General features: G+C 68.9%; 19 protein-coding genes. 5 read left to right on the top strand and 14 right to left on the bottom strand.

All coding sequences use genetic code 11. The features are described 5' to 3' along the window. Positions 1-7 precede the first annotated feature (7 nt). The 5 genes from PV766_RS09940 to PV766_RS09920 form a co-directional block, all read right to left on the bottom strand. Positions 8-3,337 carry a UvrD-helicase domain-containing protein gene (locus tag PV766_RS09940; RefSeq protein ID WP_421096950.1) on the bottom strand — a complete coding sequence of 1,110 codons (3,330 nt, stop codon included), beginning with the start codon at positions 3,335-3,337 and terminating at the stop codon, positions 8-10. A gap of 32 nt (positions 3,338-3,369) precedes the next feature. Next, positions 3,370-6,663 carry an exodeoxyribonuclease V subunit gamma gene (gene recC / locus PV766_RS09935; protein WP_421096949.1) on the bottom strand — a complete coding sequence of 1,098 codons (3,294 nt, stop codon included), beginning with the start codon at positions 6,661-6,663 and terminating at the stop codon, positions 3,370-3,372. A gap of 138 nt (positions 6,664-6,801) precedes the next feature. Next, positions 6,802-6,999, bottom strand: coding sequence for a hypothetical protein (locus PV766_RS09930; RefSeq protein WP_064062237.1), 198 nt, complete (start codon positions 6,997-6,999; stop codon positions 6,802-6,804). Between the two features lie 169 nt (positions 7,000-7,168). Continuing rightward, entirely contained in the window at positions 7,169-7,669 is a 501-nt protein-coding gene (locus PV766_RS09925) for a DUF2505 domain-containing protein (RefSeq protein WP_064062236.1), read from the bottom strand. Positions 7,670-7,735: 66 nt separating this feature from the next. After that, positions 7,736-8,035 (bottom strand): hypothetical protein, encoded by a 300-nt coding sequence (locus tag PV766_RS09920; protein WP_064062235.1) that lies wholly within the window; start codon positions 8,033-8,035, stop codon positions 7,736-7,738. A gap of 340 nt (positions 8,036-8,375) precedes the next feature. On the opposite strand from PV766_RS09920, the gene PV766_RS09915 reads away from it, so the two are divergent. Together PV766_RS09915 and PV766_RS09910 are read left to right on the top strand one after the other, a co-directional pair. After that, positions 8,376-9,335: a hypothetical protein gene (locus PV766_RS09915; RefSeq protein ID WP_064062291.1), complete on the top strand. Its 960-nt coding sequence runs from the start codon at positions 8,376-8,378 to the stop codon at positions 9,333-9,335. Between the two features lie 157 nt (positions 9,336-9,492). Continuing rightward, on the top strand, positions 9,493-10,197 hold the full coding sequence (locus tag PV766_RS09910; RefSeq protein ID WP_129977696.1) for a type 1 glutamine amidotransferase domain-containing protein: 705 nt from the start codon (positions 9,493-9,495) through the stop codon (positions 10,195-10,197). On the opposite strand, the gene PV766_RS09905 is transcribed toward PV766_RS09910, so the two are convergent. The 4 genes from PV766_RS09905 to PV766_RS09890 all read right to left on the bottom strand — a co-directional run bounded on the left by PV766_RS09905 (position 10,194) and on the right by PV766_RS09890 (position 13,425). Further along, positions 10,194-11,216: an alpha/beta hydrolase gene (locus PV766_RS09905; protein ID WP_129977697.1), complete on the bottom strand. Its 1,023-nt coding sequence runs from the start codon at positions 11,214-11,216 to the stop codon at positions 10,194-10,196. The genes PV766_RS09910 and PV766_RS09905 overlap by 4 nt on opposite strands. Before the next feature lie 131 nt (positions 11,217-11,347). Further along, the gene (locus PV766_RS09900) at positions 11,348-11,584 is read right to left on the bottom strand and encodes a helix-hairpin-helix domain-containing protein (RefSeq protein ID WP_129977698.1); all 237 of its coding nucleotides are present in this window, start codon (positions 11,582-11,584) and stop codon (positions 11,348-11,350) included. 9 nt (positions 11,585-11,593) lie between these two features. Continuing rightward, positions 11,594-12,568, bottom strand: a complete 975-nt coding sequence (locus PV766_RS09895) for an NAD(P)/FAD-dependent oxidoreductase (RefSeq protein ID WP_064064756.1) — start codon at positions 12,566-12,568, stop codon at positions 11,594-11,596. Continuing rightward, positions 12,565-13,425: a class I SAM-dependent methyltransferase gene (locus PV766_RS09890; protein ID WP_421096948.1), complete on the bottom strand. Its 861-nt coding sequence runs from the start codon at positions 13,423-13,425 to the stop codon at positions 12,565-12,567. Before PV766_RS09890 ends, PV766_RS09895 begins: the two co-directional genes overlap by 4 nt. Positions 13,426-13,473: 48 nt before the next feature. Here PV766_RS09890 and PV766_RS09885 point away from each other — a divergent pair, with 48 nt between their 5' ends. Further along, positions 13,474-14,058 carry a helix-turn-helix domain-containing protein gene (locus PV766_RS09885; RefSeq protein WP_016932374.1) on the top strand — a complete coding sequence of 195 codons (585 nt, stop codon included), beginning with the start codon at positions 13,474-13,476 and terminating at the stop codon, positions 14,056-14,058. 18 nt (positions 14,059-14,076) lie between these two features. On the opposite strand, the gene PV766_RS09880 is transcribed toward PV766_RS09885, so the two are convergent. From PV766_RS09880 to map, 4 genes are all read right to left on the bottom strand, one after another. Then, positions 14,077-14,565 carry an FBP domain-containing protein gene (locus PV766_RS09880; protein WP_129976943.1) on the bottom strand — a complete coding sequence of 163 codons (489 nt, stop codon included), beginning with the start codon at positions 14,563-14,565 and terminating at the stop codon, positions 14,077-14,079. An 86-nt stretch (positions 14,566-14,651) separates the two neighbouring features. Further along, complete coding sequence (fmdA, locus tag PV766_RS09875; protein WP_064064751.1) at positions 14,652-15,905, bottom strand: formamidase; 1,254 nt, start codon at positions 15,903-15,905, stop codon at positions 14,652-14,654. 58 nt (positions 15,906-15,963) lie between these two features. Then, on the bottom strand, positions 15,964-16,254 hold the full coding sequence (locus PV766_RS09870; protein ID WP_064064755.1) for an FmdB family zinc ribbon protein: 291 nt from the start codon (positions 16,252-16,254) through the stop codon (positions 15,964-15,966). Positions 16,255-16,343: 89 nt separating this feature from the next. Beyond that, entirely contained in the window at positions 16,344-17,123 is a 780-nt protein-coding gene (gene map / locus PV766_RS09865; protein WP_421096947.1) for a type I methionyl aminopeptidase, read from the bottom strand. Between the two features lie 89 nt (positions 17,124-17,212). Between map and PV766_RS09860 the strand changes: the two genes are divergently transcribed. Together PV766_RS09860 and PV766_RS09855 are read left to right on the top strand one after the other, a co-directional pair. Beyond that, positions 17,213-17,479, top strand: coding sequence for a helix-turn-helix domain-containing protein (locus PV766_RS09860; RefSeq protein WP_016932378.1), 267 nt, complete (start codon positions 17,213-17,215; stop codon positions 17,477-17,479). Between the two features lie 87 nt (positions 17,480-17,566). Continuing rightward, a complete protein-coding gene (locus PV766_RS09855; RefSeq protein WP_421096946.1) occupies positions 17,567-18,481 on the top strand; it encodes a hypothetical protein in 915 nt (304 codons plus the stop codon). A 24-nt stretch (positions 18,482-18,505) separates the two neighbouring features. On the opposite strand, the gene PV766_RS09850 is transcribed toward PV766_RS09855, so the two are convergent. Next, positions 18,506-19,777, bottom strand: a complete 1,272-nt coding sequence (locus PV766_RS09850) for an MFS transporter (protein ID WP_421096945.1) — start codon at positions 19,775-19,777, stop codon at positions 18,506-18,508. Between the last annotated feature and the right edge of the window lie 55 nt (positions 19,778-19,832).

Genomic DNA, 19,832 nt, shown 5'->3' with positions numbered 1-19,832 from the left:
GACTCGATCACGAGATCACGGCCTTTCCGGCGAGAAGGTCGGACAGGTCGGTGACGAGATCGGCCGGCGGATGCCAGTCGAACACCCCACTGCCGGGTGGGCTGTCCGGCCCGGCCATGCCGCGGACGAACAGATACCGCACGCCACCGAGGTGGACGTGCGGATCGTAGTTGTGCATCCGCCACCGCAGATAACGGTGCAGGGCAACCGAATAGAGCAAGGCCTGCATCGGATAGTGGGCACGGAGCATCTCCGCCGCCATCGCCTCGCGGGTGTAGTGGGCGGTGGTCAGCTCGTCGACGGGCGCGAGCCGGTTGGTCTTGTAGTCGACGACGACGAATCGCGGCCCCTCGGTACGCAGTACGGCGTCGATGCTGCCGTTGAGATAACCCCGCAGCGGCACGGGTTCGAGGGCGCGCACCGGATCGGCGTAGGCCGCCATCGGATCGTCGGCGGGCAGGTGCCGCCGCAACAGTCCGCCGACCGCATCGAGGGTGACGGTGACGGGCAGCGGGCGCTCGCCTCCCGTCAGCGGCAACTCGAAGTCGAGTTCGGAGAGCCGGTCGGACGGGGCGAAGTCGGCGAGGGTCCGGCCGAGCGGCCCGAGCGGGGTGCGCATCACCGGGAGCAACGCCGCCGCGAGCTGCGCGGGATCGATCGGCGACATCTGGCGGCGCACCGTCTCGCGGCAGCAGTCGAGCAGTTCGGCCTCGAGATCGGCGGCCGAAGTGTCGACGACTTCGAGGACCGCGTGCACCAACGTGCCGAACACCGTGCCGCCGGGCAGGCCGTTCATCGGCGACGGAATGCCTGCGCCCCCCGGTTCGGCGCTCAGTGGAGGCTCACCCGGCTCGTCGGTCGTCACCGGCTCTTCGACTTCGCTACCCATCCCGGGCGCATCGTGCACCGAGGCGGTGAGCGCCGAATAGGAAGTCCGGCGCCAACTTTCGTCGACGACCCGATCGAAGCGGGCGGCGGCGAGCGGTCCGGTCTCCACGCGGGGGCGGGTCCAGCGCAGCACCGGAATCGGATGCGGCCCCACCGCTTCGGCGGCGATGACCCCATCGGCGCGCGCGGCCCACCTGTCGAACTCCTCGGCCATGGCCTCGTCGTGGCCGATCCGGCCTTCCGCGGCGATCTCCGCCGAACCGGGCTCGCGAGCGAACAGCAACCGGTGCAGCGGCGACCGAGAGGTGGGGGTGGACGGTGCCCACCAGAGGGTCAGCGCACACTGCGCACGCGTCACCGCCACGTACAACAGGCGCAGTTCCTCCCCGGCCTCCTCGAGTTCGTGCAGGCGGCGCCGCGCGACGTAGCCGGGTCCGCTCTTGCCGCCCACATCGAGGATGCGGCGCCCGTTCTCGTGCAGCAGCAGCTTGTCGGGTTCGGGGTTCTTCGCGGCATCCCACCCGTACGGGACGTGGACGACGGGGAACTCGAGTCCCTTGCTGCCGTGCACGGTGAGGATCTGGACCGCCGCGGCGTCGCTGTCGAGGCGTCGGATCCGGTCGGCCCCACCGCGGTCGGGATCGTTGATGCGATCCTCGAGCCAGCGGGTGAGGGCGGCCGGACCCAGCGACTGCGCCGAGGCGACGTCCTCGAGCAGCTGTGCGACGTGACGGATGTCGGTGAGGGTGCGTTCCCCGGACGGTTCGTCGAGAAGGCGGGCTTCCACCGAACCGAAGGACGCGAGCCGTTCGAAGACAGCGGCGAAACCGGAGCGGGCGTAGACGTCGTTCAGTTCGCGGAGCAGTCCGCCGACCTCCACGACCAGCGCTTCGCCCTCCGAATCGATGTCGGCCATCGTGCGGCCGAGCAGCGGGGTGAGCGCCGCGAGTCGGACCCGGTCGGCGCGGTGGGGCTGTTCGAGCGCGTAGAGCACCCACAGCCAGTGCTGCGCGGACGGTGTGGCGAACACACTCGTGCCACCGGCGACCACACACGGCACGTTCGCCTTCGTCAGCGCGTCGTGGACCAGCGCCACCTGCTTGTGTTTGCGCACCAGGACGGCGATGTGGCCGGGTTGCACGCGTTTCGGCCCGGCACCGAGGTCGACGGTGACGTTCTCGTCGTCGAGCAGGCGCACGATGTCGGCCGCGACGTCGCGGGCGACCCGCCCGCGGAGGCCGTCGAGGTTCTGAGGGAAACCCCAGTCGTTGAGCGGACCGGCGCCGGCGCGAGGCAGATGACGTACCCGCAGGGGCGCGATGCCCGAGAGCCGGGACTCGGCCGCAGCGGCTTTCACCGGGTTCACCACGATGCGGGGATCACCGAGCGCGGCGCCGAGATGGACATGTTCGAGCGCCCGGACCAGATCGCCGTCGCTGCGCCAGTTGGTGGTCAGCTCGCAGTAGGTGTCGGATTCGGAGACCGCGTCGAGATAGCTGAGCACTTCCGCACCGCGGAACGCGTAGATGGCCTGCTTCGGGTCGCCGACGAGCACGAGTGTGCTGTGCCCGTGGAACGCCCGGCGCAGGATCTCCCACTGCTTCGGGTCGGTGTCCTGGAACTCGTCGACGAGGACGACGGAGAAACGCGTACGCATCCGCCGGCAGGCGGCGTCGCCGTGCTCGGGATCGCCGAGGACCGCGTGGAGCAAGGACAGCTGGTCGTCGAAGTCGCGCAGACCCAGCCGTCGCTTGCGTCGTTCGACCTCTTTCCGGACAGCATGCGCGAACTCGACGCGTTCGCCGGCCGCGGTGCCGTCGGCGTCGCTCGGGGCGAGCTCGGCCTGCGGATCGAAGATCGCCTCCTTCGCGGCGACTGCCGCCTCGGCGTAGGTGATGGGAGCCTGCCCCCGGCCGTAGCGCTGCAGGTAGAGATCGGCAACGACGTCCACCCGCAGGTCGTCGACGTCCTCCACGACCGTCACGTCGGGTTCGCGCTCCCCGGCGATCCCGAGCTCGTCGAGCATGCGGCGGCAGAAGCCGTGCGTGGTGGAGATGGTGCCGGAATCGAAGTCGGACAATGCCTGTCGCAGTCGGGCCCGCCGCGCGTCGACGTCCTCGCTCGCGAGGTGACGGACGAGCACGTCGCTGCTGAGCCGCGCACTGCCGGGATCGGCGAGAGCCGTGGCGACCTGCGCGAACCGGTTCCGCGTGCGTTCGCGGAGTTCCTGCGTGGCGGCCCGGCTGAACGTGACGAGCAGCAGGTCGGACAAACGGGCGTGCCCTTCGGCGACGAACCGGGTGGCGAGCCCCACGATGGCGTACGTCTTGCCTGTTCCCGCACTGGCCTCGAGCACGGTCGTACCGCTCGGGAGCGGCCCGAGCAGATCGAAACCTTCCGGCGGCGGACCGCCCACCGCTCGCGGATCGGTGATGGCACTGTCGGGCACGCTGTGTCCTTCTCTCACGGGCGTCCCTTCTCTCACGGGCGCCCCTGGTTCTCGGAGGCGAGCAGAGGCTCCCACAACCGCCGGGCGAGCACACCGAAACGGGTCGGGTCGTCGAACCAGCCGGCCTCGGCACCGGCCGGGGCGTCGGCGGTGAGCTGCCCTATCGTCACGTCGGGCCCGTACAGATACCTCACGTGCCGGTCCTTCCTGTCGCCGAACGCGCCGCCGAACGACTTCGAGGCCGCCGACAGCGCCATCTCCACGGAATCGCCGCGGTGGCGGCGCTCGGCGTACTCGGCCGAGGTGCCCGTCACCAGCGGCAGCGGCCGGCACAGTCCGCGGTCGCGCAGATCGACCAGTGCGGTGAGCACCTCGACGGCGTCGTCCGGGGCACGGAGGGTCGAGCGCCAGGCCGGATACGACCGCGACCGGCTGCGTCCGGTGGTCACCGCGCGCCAGTGCCCCGGATGGCCCGATGCGACGACGGCGAGCAATCGGATCCACGCTTCCAGGCGATGTTTCGGCGACAGCTTGGAGTACGTACTGCGGGCGAGTACCTCGTCGTGAACACCGCCCACCGTGCCGGTGAGCCGACGCCCGTCGCCGAGATCCACACGGATGTCGACGGTGCGGGCCCGGCCGGTGTGCACCCCGGCACAGGCGTGCACGAGACGTTCGACGTTGTCGCTCACCGCGTCGAGGGTCTTCCGGCCGAGCGCGAAGGGCGGCAGCGTGCCGCGACGCCACTCCGCGTCCTGGAAGGCCCCCGCGGACATGCCCGCCAACCGCGCTTCGAGCATGCGGTCGCCCAGCTGCCACTGCGCGAGACCGTCGAGTTCGACGTCGAGCGCGTCGGCGATGCCCTCGTCGGTGTCGGGAATCCGCAAGCCGAGCCGCTGCCGGAGGAATCCCTGGGTGGGATGTGTCAGGAAGGCGACGAGCTCGTCGAGATCGACATCGGTGCGCGCCGGGGCCGGAAGATCGTCGAGGAGCAGCGCACCCGATCGGTCTCGCACCTCCGAACCGCCCTGTCCGGCACGCGCTCCCGCCAGTGCGGTGACACCGAAGCCGAACGGGTCGTCGGCACGGAAGTTGCGCGGATCGAACGGCTGCAACGGATGACGCCGCACGATCCGGTCGTCGTCGACCTCGACGCCGGTCATCGTCGCCACCACGTCGCGCACCTCCGTGAGCGGAATCGCCGGTGGGCGCAGTGCTCCGGTGACGGCGTCGGCACCGGTGTGGAACAGCAACACCCGCTCCTCCGCTGCCATCAGTGCGTCGAGGAGTAGCTGCCGATCCTCGCTGCGCGGATCGCGTTCTCCCACACAGGGATTCTGGGTCAGGACATCGTCGCCGTCGATGTGCGCCGAGCGCGGGAAGACGTCGTCGTCGAGACCGAGGAGCACCACGACGCGATGCGGCACCGAGCGCATCGGCACCATGGTGCACACCGTGAGTTCGCCCGTCCGGAAGTTCGAGCGCGTCGGGCGCCCCGCGAGCCGGGAGGCGAGCATGGACCGGACATCGCTCAGGGACAACTGCGTGTCGCCGGCATGCTCGACGGCCTCGCCGATCTCGCGACGCGCGCGCGTGAGCTGCCATGCGTCGGCCGCGGGGACATCGGTGAGAAGGTCGATGCCGTAACCGAGTTCGTCCGCCCACCGCGCCGCGGGGTGCGGTCCGCGCAACCGGAGCAGAACCACCGTCAACCGGTCGATGAACTCGGCGAACCGTCCGGCTAGGTCGATGTCGTTGCTGTCGACGTCGTCGAGGGGCAACGACAGCGACAGCCACTCCCCGTCCGTGCCGTCGGCGGCGACACCGAGCAGGATGCGATCCAGCGCCGCACCGAAGGTGTTCTGCATGAAATCGCCGAGACCGAAGCTCTTGCGCTGCCACGGCCCGAGGCCCCAGCGGGCACCGGCCTCGGTGGTCCACTCCTGCAGGCGCTCGAGTCGATCGTCATCGAATCCGAACTTCCGGCGCACCGGAGCCGAGGCGGCGAGGTCGAGAATCTCGCTGGCGGTGACCCGGCCGTCGGCGAGCGCGAGGAGTCCGGAGACCACCGACAGCACCGGGTCTGTCCGGCGCAGACCGCGATCGGCGAGGCGGACCCGCAGCGTGTGACCGGGATGCTCCCCCACCCCGGCGCCGAAGGCCGCGTGGACGAGTGGGGCGTACGTCTCGACATCGGGGCACATGACGATGACGTCGCGCGGTTCGAGAGTGGGGTCGTCGCGGAACAGATGCAACAGGCACTCGCGGAGAACTTCGACCTGCCGGGTGGGGCCGTGGCACGCATGGATCATCACGGTTCCGTCGGGTTCGGCCGATCCGTGCACGGGAGTCCGGTCGTCCCGGAGATCGGCCTGCAACCGACCGAGGAGAGTCACCGGCGGAGGGGGCGAAGCGTGCAGGAGGTCGGTGCAGTCGAGGCCGGAGAGCCGGCTTTGGAGTTCGCGCACGTCGCGGCCCAGCGCGGCGAGCAACGGATGCTGCACCCCGAGGGCACTGTGATCGTCGGCGCGGCGCATCGACGCCGGGCGCCGGGCGGACCCGTCCCACATCGCCGGACTCGGGTGCGGCAACCAGATGTGCACGTCGCGGTGATGCCCGAGCGCGGACAACACGTCGACGAGGACGGTGTCGAGCCGGGTGGGACCGAAGATCGAGAGCCGCTCCGGCAGATCGACGACGCCCGGGTCGTCCCGCAACCGGCCGCACAGTTCGTCGAGTCGCTGCGACGGGCTGTCGACGCCGATGCGCGCGCGCAGACGTCGCCACAACTCCGCCTGCCACCGGAGATGATCGTCGAGCGGGGCACCCGTGCCGTCGACATCCTCCCCGGCCGCCCACCGGGCGATCATCCCGGGGCGCTGGAGTCCGTAGCTGCGCATCAGGCGGGCGAGATGCGCGGCCGTGGCGTACCGGCGCCCGGACCGATGGTCGTCCGCGCCGTGACCGAGATGGCGCGCCAAAGTGGCGCACCACGCTTCGTCGACACACTCGTCGATCACGCCGAGCAGCGACCACAGCATGCGGGAGGGGTGCCACGGGTCGTCGGCGGCGGCGATGCCGGAGGCGGCAGCGAGTGCTTCGTCGACGAGGCGGGTCGGGGACGGGAAGTCGATGTTCGCGGCCACCCCGTCGCCGTCGGAGGAACCGAGCGTGCCCGACAACCGCTGGGTGAGCCACCTTTCGACACCGCGCGCGGGCACCGCGACGACCTCTCTCGCGAACGGGTCGTCGAGGGGTTTCGCGAGCACCTCGGCCAGCGCGTCCGCAAGGATGCCGGTGCGCTCGGCACGGTGCAGTATCAGCACGCGTCGATCTCCCTCGTCGTCGCTCGTTCCCGTCCGGTACGGCTTATCACACCGTCCGGACAGGCGACGGCGCCGCAGGTCGCGGGCGCGGCGGGCGGCGGACGGGCTACAGGCGGGGCGAACCTCGCCGGGAGAGGATCACGTCTCCGTCGACAGGTCGAACAGTGACAACTGGTTCTCGGCCGTCTCGGCGGTGACGTCGGCGTGGTACCGCTCCCCCAGATTCTGTGCGACATGGGCAGGGCAACCGAGTTCGCTGCCGATCTGATCCCAGGTGTATCCGGCCTCGCGGCGTTCCCACGCGTAGCCGCCGTCCTCGTGCCACGGCATCGACATGATCCGATGGTGTCCCGGGTCACACTCCGCACCGCGGACCCGGCCCGGCGTGTCGCCGGCCGATCCCGCGAACGACGATGCCGCCGCACCTCGACGAAAGGTGCGGCGGCATCGGAAGGAGGTGGTTTCCCGTCGATCGGGAGCCGGCCCGATCAGGGGACCCCCCGGGTCAGTTCTCGGCGAGCCACTTGTCGAGATCGGTCCGATCGTTCTGGACGATGCTCTCCACGAGCTGGACGATCAGGCCTTCGATCTGCCCGCCGACGACAGGAACCTTGACGGCGGCCTCGCCCCGCACCTCGATCTCGGTGCCGCCGGCCGCGTTGCCGCGCAGCTCCGAACGGGCCGCGATCGTGATCGGCAGCCCCGACGTGCTGCCGGCGAGGGTTCCCTGCGCGGTACCGCCCTCGAGTCCGCCCCACTCGTCGGTGCGCTCGATGATCAGAGGTCCTCGCACCACGCCCCGGACGATCGCGGGCAGAGCCGAGGTGTCCATCTGGTCGGAGACCTTCGCGCGGAAGGTGCCGGGGCGGGAGTCGACCTCGAGCTGCCCCGCGCCGGTCTGACTCGCAGCCAACCGGCTGTTCCAGAAGTCCTCGCTGGTCAAAGCGCCGTGGACGCGTTCGACGCTGTGGTCGAGCGTGGACGTGAAAACGAATTCCTTGGACATGACCGGAGACGATATCCTCCCACCCGGATCTGGACGAAACGGGCCTACCGGTGTCGTTCTGCCACGTCAGAGAACAGCGACGAGAGTCGCCGCAGCTCCTCCGACGACACCCGCCAGAGCGAGTCCGGCCGCCAAGGATCCCGCGACCACCGCGGCGGCTGCGAATCCACAGACGGCGAGGACGACGAACATCAGCAGACCCGCGATCGGGTGCTCGAGCAGAGCCGGCATCTCCTCCGCCGGAGCCTTCACTTCCTCCACGGAGGCATCGATCTTCGGCGCGGGAGTATCGACCGATCGTGACGGAACGGCCGTCGCCGGAGCGCTGATCACGTCCGGTGGCATGACGGGTGCTGCCGTGGTCATCGTGTCGTCCCCGCTTTCCTCGTGCTGCTTGCGGCCGCCTCACGGTCGCCGGTCGCCTGGAGTATCAGGCGGACCGCGCCTCGTTCCGGCCTCGAAATCTCACGTCAAGGTGTGCTCCGAAGTTTCCCCGTGAGTAACCGGTCCAAACCGGGACCGAAGTGACTCGCGTGCGCCGAGTGGTCATTACAGCACCGAACCCGACCATGGAGTGTGTTGTGAATCACATCGACGTTAACAGCTCCGGGGCCCGGGTAGCCGACAGTTGTCACATCATTTTCCGATCGATGTGAATTCGTCGGTAGATCACCGACTCTTCCAGTGCGAAGGAGGCGAACGCACGATGACAGAGAACCGAACTCCCGCGTTGCTCACCCAGTTGCGCACACTCCACGAACTGACCCATGCAGAAACCCAGGTCGCCGAAACGCGTGTCGCGCAGGCCCGGACCGAAGCGGTACGTAAGGAGCTGACCGAGAACGCCGAGAACTGCCGCATCCGTGCGGTGGCGATCGAAGAAGCCATCCGCGATCTGGGCGGACTTCCCGATGTGGTCGGGCCGTTCCTCGGTCGCGCCGCCATCATGGTGAAGACCCTCACCGAACAGGCGCAGCCGTTCGACGAAGCGCTGTTGTCGGACCTCGCCCTCGAACATCAACTCCTCGATCGGGCGCGCTACGTGAAGGCCCTGGCCACGGCGGGCGGTCACAAGTCGATCGTCTCGCTGGCGGACCGCCTGATCACCGCTCACACGGCCACGGTCGAGTGGCTGACCACCGTCATCGCGGAGGAAGCGCTCGGCGGTCCCGCCGCCCTGCGTCGTACACCGCTGCAGGCCGCGGCCGGTGCGGCAGTCCGCCTGGTCAACACGCCGGTCACCTGGTCGACGCGCGGGATCGATCGTGCGATCGACGTCGCCCGTTCGACGCGGCCCCGCATCGAGTCGCTGCTCTCCCGCGGCGCGCATGCCGGTGACGTGGCAGCCAAGACCATCGGCGCCTCGCGGGATGCCGCCCTCGAGACGGCCGAACGGGTGAGTCGGCGCGAAGGTGCCGACGGCGCCGCCGACGCCCTGCACAAGGCACGCACCGCCTCCGGTGTCCTCACCGAGGAGGAACTGCCGATCCGCAATTACGACGATCTCACCGTCCCGAAGGCCGTGGCGGCGGTCAAGGAATTGACCGAGCCCGCGGACATCCGGGCGATCGTCGCCTACGAGGAAGCACACAAGGCACGACACGGCGTGGTCTCCGCGGCCCAGACCCGTCTGGCCGCGATCGCGCAGGAGGTGGTCGGCGTCTGATCCGCCGCCTCTCCAGTTCCGTCACACGATCGCCGGGTCCCTCGAGGGCCCGGCGATCGTCGTCTCACTCGCGGATCCCGCGACCGTTCCCCCTGCCCTGTGTCGGCGCTGCCGGCAGCGGGTACGCGACCTCTACGTTCTCCCGAAAGGAACCACAATGACTCGTATCCTGTTCGTCGTCAGTGCCGCCGATCATTGGACCTTGCAGGACGGCACCCGCCACCCCACCGGATTCTGGGCGGAGGAGCTCGTCGAGCCGTACACCGTCTTCGACGAGGCCGGATACGACATCACCGTCGCCACCCCCGGCGGTCGCACGCCGGTCGTGGACCAGGCCAGCCTCGAACCCGACGCCGCCGGCGGGGAGGACCGCGTGGCCGACCTGAAGGCATCGCTCGAGAAGCTGCAACCGGTGCTGGCCGGTGCGGCAGTGCTCGAGGATCAGCGTGCCGAGGACTTCGATCTGCTGTTCGTACCCGGCGGCCACGCTCCGATGGAGGATCTCGCCGTCGACGAGCGGTTCGGTGAACTCGTCCGGCACTTCGTCGAGGCCGACAAGGTGGTGGCGATGGTGTGCCACGCCCCCGCCGCCCTGCTGCCCGCCCACGGCTCCGGTGGCCGCTGGTTGTTCGAGGGTTACCGGTTGACGTCCTTCACGAACATCGAGGAGGTCCAGGCCGGGTTGGCCGACAAGGCGCCCTGGCTGCTGCAGGACCGCCTCCAGGAGGCCGGTGCCGTCTTCTCGTCCGCAGGTGCGTGGGAACCGTACGTCGTGGTCGACCGCGTCCTGTACACGGGCCAGAACCCGGCTTCCTCGCGTCCGCTCGCCGAACGTGTCGTCGCCGAGATCCCCGCGCGCTAGGTCGTGACCTTGCGGACGAAGTCGATCGTCCGCTCGAGGGCAGCGCGAGCGTCCGGCGTGGACAGATCGAACTGGTACTCGTGTCCCAGTTCCGGTGTGTGGTCGTCCGGATAGAACAACGCATCCACCTGTACACCCAGCCCGGTGAGCCGCCGTGACAGCGGCCCGGACTGGGTGGCGGTGAGCGGATCGGCGTTGCCACCCGAGATGTAGGTGGCGGGGAAATTCTCGGTGACCGAGTCCAGGACCGACATCTGCCGCGCCGCATCCGACGAGGCGAAGTCGCGAGCACCGGTGTAGGCCCACATCGCCTGTTCGACACCCCATCCGATCAGCCCGCCGCCCCCGCCGAGTGCGGACACGTCGTAGATGCCGCAATTGAGCACCACGCCGCGGACCTGGTCCGGGGTGAAGGCCGGGTCGACACCGAGAGCCTCGGCGTAGTCGGTGTCGGTGATCGCCGCGGCGATCTGGGCGGACAGTTGCGCCCCGGCCGAATCACCGGCGAGCACGATCCGGTCGGTGTCGATGTGCAGTTCGCCGGCGTGCTCGAGCAGATAGCTCTGGGCGTCGACGAGTTGCCGCACCGGCGTCGGATAGCGGTGGCCGGGTGCCGGCGAGTAGCCGACCGACACGACGGTGAACCCCGCGCCGGCCAGACGCCGGTAGTAGCCGGCGTAGTTGGTGCGGTCGCCCGACAACCATGCGCCGCCGTGGGTCCACACGATCGTCGGCAGCGCTTCGGTGGTGCCCGGCGGCGTGTACACGTCGAGGAAGGCGTCGGGGTCGTCCCCCCGATACCGGAGATCTGCCACGAGGTCCGTCTCCGGCGCCTCCACCGCGAGCTTCGCCGTCAGCTCTCGTGCGTCGCGTTCGAACACCTTCCGCACCACCAGCGCTCCCGGCACGGGGGTCAGGACGAACGCCGCCGCCCCGACGACGATCACCACGACGAGAACCATCAGGATCCACCTACCCGCGCGCCGACGCGGCGTCCTGTCCGTACCACCTTCCGACACCTGTCCCTCCCGCCTGATCACGACGCACCCCGGTGGATCCGGACCGCACGATCATGTCGAACAGCGCAGCGGGAGGCCTCGCGTGCGACCCGTGCCGACGCAGATCACGCATCGGCCGGGTGAGCCTGTGCTCACCCGGCCGTCTCGTATGCCGGGCAGGGCTGTTCGGCAAAGATGAGTCCCCGTTCGGCGAGTGCTTCCTCGAGGATACGGAGCGCCTTCGGCCCCACCCCGTGCAACGCCGCCAGTTCCCGTCGCGAATGCCGTGCGACATCGTCGAGTGTGCCGATTCCTTCGGCGAGCAGAGCGCGAGTCGCAGGCTTTCCGATCGCGGGGAGATCACCCGGGGTGGGGGGCGTCGACGTCATGCATCGATGTTAGAGCCGCACATCCTGACGGGCGGCTCGTTTCTCCACCGCCGCAGCAGTTTCTTCCGCGATCAGATCGGCGTTCACGGCGGCCCCTGTCATCACGCCGGTGCCTGCCGCGACCACGACCACCGCCGAGAGGTCGGCCGAGTTGCCTGCCGCCCACACGCCGGGCAGAGCGGTCTTCCCCGTCGGGTCCGTCTCGATGAAGGTGCCCACAGGATGATCGGTGACCGCCCCGCCGAGCTGCTCGTACAGTTCGGCGCGGGCGACGAAACGCGGTGCGACCACCACGGCGTCGACGTCGAACTCGGTGCCGTCCTCGAGAACCACGGCACGGACCGCGTCGCCCTCGGCGCGGAGTTCCGCGACCGCCCCGTCGACGATCCGGACGTCGCGCGCCTCGAGTTGTTCGCGGGCCTCGGCCTCCAAGGGAGGTGCCGAGTGGGTGAAGAACGTGACGTCGTCGCTGAGCTGACGGAACAACAGGGTCTGGTGCACGCTCATCGGACCCGACGCGATCACGCCGATGCGCCGGTCCCGGACTTCCCAGCCGTGGCAGTAGGGGCAGTGCAGGACGGACGTGCCCCACAGTTCGCGCACTCCGGGGAGGTCGGGCAGCTCGTCGGCCAGTCCCGTCGCAAGGATCAGTCGGCGTGCGTGCACGGCTTTGCCTCCGGCGAGACCGATCTCGAATCCTGTTTCGGTACGGCGAGCGGATTCGGCACGCCCGGACAGGATCTCGGCGCCGTATCCGGCGGCTTCCTTTCGTCCGAGCGCCAAGAGCTCGGTCGGCGCGATGCCTTCGTGCCCGAGCACGTTGTGTGCGGCCGCAGCGGGGGCGTTGCGTGGTTCGCCGGCGTCGACGACGAGCACCGAGCGGCGCGAGCGTGCCAGCGCGGTGGCAGCGCTCAGTCCGGCAGAGCCACCGCCGATCACGACGACGTCGTAGTCCTCTTTCGCGGGATTCTCCTGGGTGTTCATCGGTTCTTCTCCTTCGTTGCCCGTGCGATCCACACGGTTCGGGATGTACGGACCACCAGGTCCGTTCGGTGCAGTACCGAGTCGGGACCGTGGCCGGTGAGCTGGTCGAGCGTGTCGAGATCATCGGGGGACAGGACATGTTCGAGTGCGGTGCGCATCCGGCTCAGTACCGCGTGAGCGTATCGACGCACGGTGGCATCGACGTCGACATCGAGTTCGTCGCGGCGGATCTCGATCATCTCGAAACCGGCGCGACGCAGATTCTCGCTCCAGTCGGGCCACCTGTTCCACCCTCGGGACGCTACGGCCTCGTGGCATCTCGCTTCGAGTCCCGGTGCACCGATACCGATGTCGTCGGGCAGGAAGCGTGGCTGCGATTCCATCTCGGTGATCACCACCACTCCGGCCGATTCCATCGAGTCGAACAGTTGCCGGAGTATCGCGTCGGGATCCTCGATGTGATGCAGGGACAGCGCCGCCCAGCCCAGATCGATCGCACCCACCGCCGGCAGCCCTGCGTCGAGGTCCACCTCGACGGTTCGGATCCGATCATCGAACCCGTTGTGCTCAGCGGTCTTCCGGATCCGGCCGAGCATTCCGGCAGATCGGTCGAGAGCCACGAGCTGGGCGTGGCGGAACCGGCGGGCCAGGGCGAGTGTGCCCGTGCCCGTCCCCGCGCCGATGTCGACGATGACGCGTGGTTCCCGCGCGAGCTGTCCGGCGACCCGGTCGAGCAACGACTCGAAGTAGGGCCGATGCATCTCGGCGTCGAGGTCGAGCACCTCTGCCATCGATTCGTCGTGGGCAGGGTCGTGCGGTGCGTGTCGTGGATGCGAGGCATGGGCGTGGTGGTGCATGACTCCACGCTAGAACGCATCATTCATTTTCCGCATACACTCTTGCCTATGGAGCAAGAATCGTCCGATCTCGACCGACTCATCCGTCAGCGCATCCGCAGCCTGCGACTCGCGCAGGGCTGGACACTCGACGCTCTCGCCGCCCGGTGCCACATCAGCCCGTCGAACCTGAGCCGCATCGAGACGGGCCGCCGCAGAATCGCACTCGACCAGCTCGTCCCGATCGCCCGGGCACTCGACACCACCATCGACCAGCTCGTCGAATCCGGCGACGACCAGGACGTGGTGATCAGACCCCAACCGTGCGACACGCCGGGGTACACGACCTGGCTGTTGTCGCGGGAACGGTCACTGGGCGGTGTCACCGTCGCCAAGATGCGGATCACGCTGCAGGAGCCGCGGCCGGCGGACACGCTCCCCGTGCACCCGGGGCACGAATGGTTCACCGTCCTGTCCGGCACGGCCCGGCTCCAGCTCGGCGAGCGGACGATTCTCATCCAGGAGGGCAATGCCGCCGAGTTCTCCACGATGACCCCGCACGCGATCAGCGCACACGACGGGCCGGTGGAGATCCTCACGATCCTCGACCACAACGGCGAGCGTGCCCACCTGCGCAGCTCCGGCTCGCACTGAGCACGCCGGACGAGCCCTTCAGCCGTACAGACGGTCGACGAACGCGCGGAGATTCTCGCGGGCACGTTCGGCCTTCTCCTCCGGCTCGAGGTCCTCGCGGTAGCGGCTCCCCAGGGCGGGCTTCTTCCTGCCGCGCGCATACAACGAACACTGCAGGTCGATGCACATGTACGTCCCGACCGCGTTGCCCGCTCGTCCCGAATCTCCGACCTTGTTCGCCGTCATCAGCGCGATGCCGCCCCGCGTGTGGGTGGTGAGGCAGATCGTGCACATCTGCGTCTTGCCGGAACCCTGCTGTTCGAACCGCATGGCGACGCCGACGAGTTCGCCGTCGCGCGGGACGACGATGTAGCCGCGACCGGGGAACGACGGATCGGTCCAGCCGAGGAAGTCGAGTTCGTCCCACGGCCGGTCGTCGAGATCGCGCGGCACCGGAAGCCGCTTCGCATCACCCTTGGAGCAGTTGACGAAGGATGTTCGAATGTCCCGTTCGGTGAGCGGGTCCATGGTCGGGACCACCTTTCGTTCGCGTATGTACCGACCCGAGGACGGTACGCGCCCCGCTCCTACCCGACAAACGATTTTCGCGGCCCTCACGCCGACGAACGCGGCGCTCCGATACCCGGATCGATCGTCACCGGACCGGACGCGGTGGGCGCGACCGGGAAGTCGAAGATCGCCGTCGGAAGGTACACCGTGGCACACGAATTCGGGATGTCCACCACACCCGACAAGCGTCCCTCGATGGGTGCAGCCCCGAGCAGGAGATACGCCTGCTCGGGGCTGTAGCCGAATTTCGTCAGATAGTCGATGGCGTGCAGGCAGGCCCGCTGGTACGCCAATTGCGAATCCAGATACCGCTGTTCGCCGTCGAGCGTCACGGACGTGCCGGAGAACGCGAGCCACTCGGAGTACTGCGGGTCGGTGTTGCCGGGCATGAAGATGGCGTTCTCGCTCACCCCGTAGGTCTCCATGCCGCCGGGGATCAGGTCGACGCGCAGGTCGATGAAACCACCCATCTCGATGGCACCGCAGAAGGTGATCTCGCCGTCGCCCTGCGAGAAGTGCAGGTCGCCGACCGACAGATTCGCTCCGTCGACGAAGACCGGATAGAAGATCCGGCTTCCCTTCGTGAGGTTCTTGATGTCCTGGTTGCCGCCGTTCTCCCGGGGCGGAGCGGTGCGCGCCGCTTCGGCCGCGACCCGGTCGAAGTCGGCGCCCGACAGGCTGCCGAGGATGGCGCCGTTCGGCTCGGGCGGCAGCGCCAGCGCCGGTTCACGGTCGGGATCCGTCGCGATCAGCGCCGCTTCCCGGGTGTTCCACGTCGACAGCAGTTCGTGCGACGGTGCCGTCCCCATCAGACCGGGATGCACGATGCCGGTGAACGACACATGGGGCACGTGACGGCTCGTCGCCTTCTGACCGGAGAAGTCCCAGACCGCCTTGTAGGCGTCGGGGAACTGGTCCGTGAGGAAGCCCCCGCCGTTCGTCTTCGCGAAGATGCCCGTGTATCCCCAACCCTGTCCGGCGAGCGGACCCGAGTCCTCCTGCGGGATCGGGCCGAGGTCGAGGATGTCGACGATCAGCAGGTCGCCGGGCTTGGCACCTTCCACGGCGAACGGTCCCGACAACGCGTGCACGATGTGCAGCGGGGCATTGCGGATGTCGTCGGCGGAATCGTCGTTGTGGATCTCACCGTCGAACCATTCGCGGCAGTGCACGCGGAAGGAATCGCCCGGTTTCAGCGTCGCGACGGGCGGGATGTCCGGATGCCAGCGGTTGTGGCCGATCTTGTCCTGATCGGTGAACCGGCGGGTCGAATCGAGCGGGAACACGACGTCGGGCACGGGACCTCCTGGAGCGGTGTCTGATTACGGGCGGTGTCGGATCACGGGTGGTGTCGGATCACGGGCGGGGCAACGTTCGATGTCGGGGATCGGTCGTGACCGGCCGCGACGGACGCCTCGACACGCCTGGGAGGGCACCCGAGACGACGTCGGGCTCGGAGGCGGTACGGGCCGTCGCGTCGTGCAGGCGCATCGCTGCCGAACCTCCCCGACCGAGACGCGGTGGGGTGAGAGAGCGACGAGACTGTTGCTCGCACCGCGGGCACGGAGCCGATGCGGAGACTTCACTCATGGGAACGGAGACGTCGAAGGGCCCGCAGTCGGCACATCGGAACTCGTACAGCGGCATCTGCATCGCCTCTCGCGCGTCGGTGCACCGACCATAACGGACCGAGCGGAAACCCGCGTGTCTACTCCGAATCTTCCTGCCGTCCGGATCTATTCGGTGACGCGCTCCCGTTTCGTCAGCACCAGCGGTTCACCTTCGGTGATCGCGATCGTGTGTTCGCTGTGTGCGGTGCGCGAACCGTCGGCGGAGCGGATGGTCCAGCCGTCGGGGTCGTAGACGATCTCGTCCGTCCCCGCCGCGAACCACGGTTCGAGGGCGAGCGTCAGACCGGGACGCAGCACGAGCCCACGACCCGCACGCCCGGCGTTCGCCACGTGCGGATCCTCGTGCATGGTGCGGCCGAGCCCGTGACCACCGAACTCGGTGTTGACGGGATAGCCGTAGTCGGCCGCGACGGCGCCGATCGCCGCCGAGATGTCACCGAGGCGGTTGCCGGGGAGCGCGGCGGCGATACCCGCGGCCAGCGCCATCTCGGTCGCCTCGACCAGATGCCGGTCCTCGGGACGCTCCGCGCCGACGATGATGCTGCGGGCCGAATCGGCGACCCAGCCGCCGATCGAGACGGCGATGTCCATGCTGAGCAGGTCGCCGTCCCGGAGCACGTAGTCGTGCGGGAGCCCGTGGAGCACTGCGTCGTTGACGGACAGGCAGATGACGTTGTGGAACGGTCCACGCCCGAACGAGGGCGCGTAGTCCCAGTAGCACGAGACCGCGCCGCGTTCCTCGATCATGTCCCGCGCGCGCTGCTCGAGATCGAGCAGGTTCACACCGGGCCGGGCGCGGCCGGTGAGGTCGTCGAGCAACTCGGCGATGAACGTGCCGGTCACGTCCATGGCCGCGATCTCGCGGGGGGTCTTCAATTCCAGCACGGGCACTCCTCAGGATGACGAAACGGTATTTAAATACCACTCTAACCCATGGCCGTTATTTTCATACCGGCACCGGCTAGACTGCGGCCATGGTGCGACTCCCCCTGACCCCGGAACAGCTCGCCGCCGGCAAGCGTCTGGGCGGACGGTTGCGCGAAGCCCGGGGCAGCAGGACGCTCACCGAGGTGGCTCGCGCCGCCGACATCTCCCCGGAAACCCTCCGGAAGATCGAGACCGGACGACTGGCCACCCCTGCGTTCGCGACGATCGCCGCGCTCGCGCGGGTGCTGCCCGTCTCCCTCGACGATCTCGCCGAACTGACCCTTCCCTGCGACGACCTGCAGCAAACCGGGTGATCCCACCCCGCCTGACGTAACAGCAGCAGACATCGGCAGCGATATCAGGAGGCGTAACACCGCGACAGCGAAGGGACCCGAATGTCGATGCAGCCTCCGCCGGACGGATACGGCTACGGCTACGGCGCTCCCCCGCCACCCTGGCCCGCCCCGACCCCGCCGCGACGACCGAAGTGGCCGTGGTTCGTGGGCGGTGCCCTGCTCGTCGCCGTCGTCGCCGCAGTCGCCGCCCTGGTCGTCACCCTGACCCGCTCAGCCGATCCGGAATCGGAGAGCACCGCCGCTGCACGCACGTCCCCGTCGACCGTGACGGTCACCGTGTCGCCGTCCGCATCACCCGCGCCGCGAGCAGAGGCGAGTCCGTCAGCACCCCGAGCGCAGACGAGCCGGCCTGCCACCCCGAGCGGTTTCCCGACCAACGGCACCTTGAAGGTCGGGGTGGACATCACCCCCGGTGAATACGCGCTGCGCCCGACGGATTCGCTCGGCGGTTACTGGGAACGACTGTCGTGCCTCACGGGCGACTTCGAGTGCATCACGGCCAACAGCATCGTGCAGGGCAACAGCTACGTCACCGTGCTCCCAGGAGATGTGGCCCTGCGGATCGAGGATCTCGAACTCTCGGCCACCGGCAATCCCGCCCCCGCGACGGGACCCGCGCGGCCGCTACCGCCCGTGCCGGCCTCCGAGGACACCGACGCACAGGGCTTCGTCGGCATCCCCGAGGCACGGTGCAACCACACGAATCCCGCCGTCGCCATCGGGCAGACGGCCGAGTCGCTCGTCGTGGTGTGTGAGACCGGGGCCGGGCGGTACTACTACAAGGGTGTCCGCACGAACGACGGCGCGGCGATCGAGATCGACGATCCCGCGCCTTCGGGGGACGGCTTCACCGCAACGAACGCCGGTGTGCAGTATCGGATCTCGTCGAGCGCTCTCGTCATCTCCGAGGGGTCGACGGTGCTCGCCGAGGAACCGATGCTGCAGTACTGGTCGCGGTGATCGGCAGTACCGGTCGCGGTGAGGTCACCGGGGACGCGAGATCGCCCGTCCCGCGCCACTTCTCCACACCCTGTGCACGCCGCTCGGTCCGACGCCCCGATCGAGGGCGATCAGCAGGGCGGCACATCCGATTCCCGACAGCACCAGGCTCGTACCGAACAGCGCGGGATAACCGAACACGTCTCCGACGACACCGGCGGTGAATCCCGCGATGCCCTGCACGACGACGATCGCGCACGCGAGCAGGGTGTAGTCGCTGCAGGCATGCTCCTGGTCCGCGGCGTCCATCATGAGCGTGAACACCGCGACTGTCGCAGCACCACCGAGGATGTGTTCGGCGAGACTCGCGGAGACGAGGAGCCCGAATCCGCCGTAACCGAGCGACGCGACCACATACAGCGCGAGACTCGCGGTCTGCGTGACGCCGCCGATCAGCAGGGCCTGGCGGCGGCCGCGCCGGAAACACAGCCATCCACCGAGCGCGGCGCCGCCCAGTGCGCCCGCCGACGACAACACGCCCTTGACCAGTGCGATCTGCCCGAGGGTCAGGCCGGAGTCGGACATGAACGGCCCCACCATCGCCGATCCCATCGAATCGCCGAACTTGAAACCGCCGATGAGCAGGATGAACGCGAGCATCCCGGGGCGGCGCAGACGTGCCCACCACGCGACGGTCATGCGGGTCGCGCTCCTCGGCTCCTGATCCGGCGTGGCCGGTCGCTCCGTGCGCGGCAGCCGCCAGACCGGGATCGTCGTCAGCACCAGCAGGAAGGCCATCGCGAGGAACAGGCTGCGCCAGCCCGCGAGGGAGAACACCCACAGCAGCGCTCCCCCGCCGACGATCATCCCGATGCGGTACGCGCCGACCTGGATACCGTTGCCGAGTCCGCGTTGTCTCGGTCCGAGCAGGTGCACGGCCAGGCCGTCGGTCGCGACGTCCTGCGTCGCCGACAGTGCGTTGACCACCGCGATGCCGACGAGCAGCCACCGCAGCGTCGACGACAGATCGAGGCACGCGAGGATCAACGACACCGCCGACGCCGCGAGCTGGAGCGAGAGCAGCCACTGCCGCCGGGTTCCGTAATGATCGACGTACGGCGCCCACAGGAACTTCAGCGCCCACGGCGCGAACAGCACACCGGTCGCGCTGATCGCGATCAGCGAGAAACCCGACTCGCGGAGTACCACCGGCAGCGCCTGGGTGAAGAACCCGTACGGCAGGCCCTGCGCGAAGTACAGGGCGGCCAGCAGCGCGAGCGTGCCGGTCGGGATGCCGAGCCGGGCCGGTGCAGTCATGCGGACATGGTGGCAGAACGGTGTCGGTCGTCCCCGGCAGGCGTACATGAGACGC

It is taken from the genome of Rhodococcus sp. As11 (genome assembly GCF_048957735.1).
In the GTDB taxonomy this organism is placed as follows: Bacteria; Actinomycetota; Actinomycetes; order Mycobacteriales; family Mycobacteriaceae; genus Rhodococcus; species Rhodococcus gordoniae.
The sequence above is the reverse complement of the archived record's forward strand: the minus strand, read 5'-3'. Positions and strand labels throughout refer to the sequence as shown.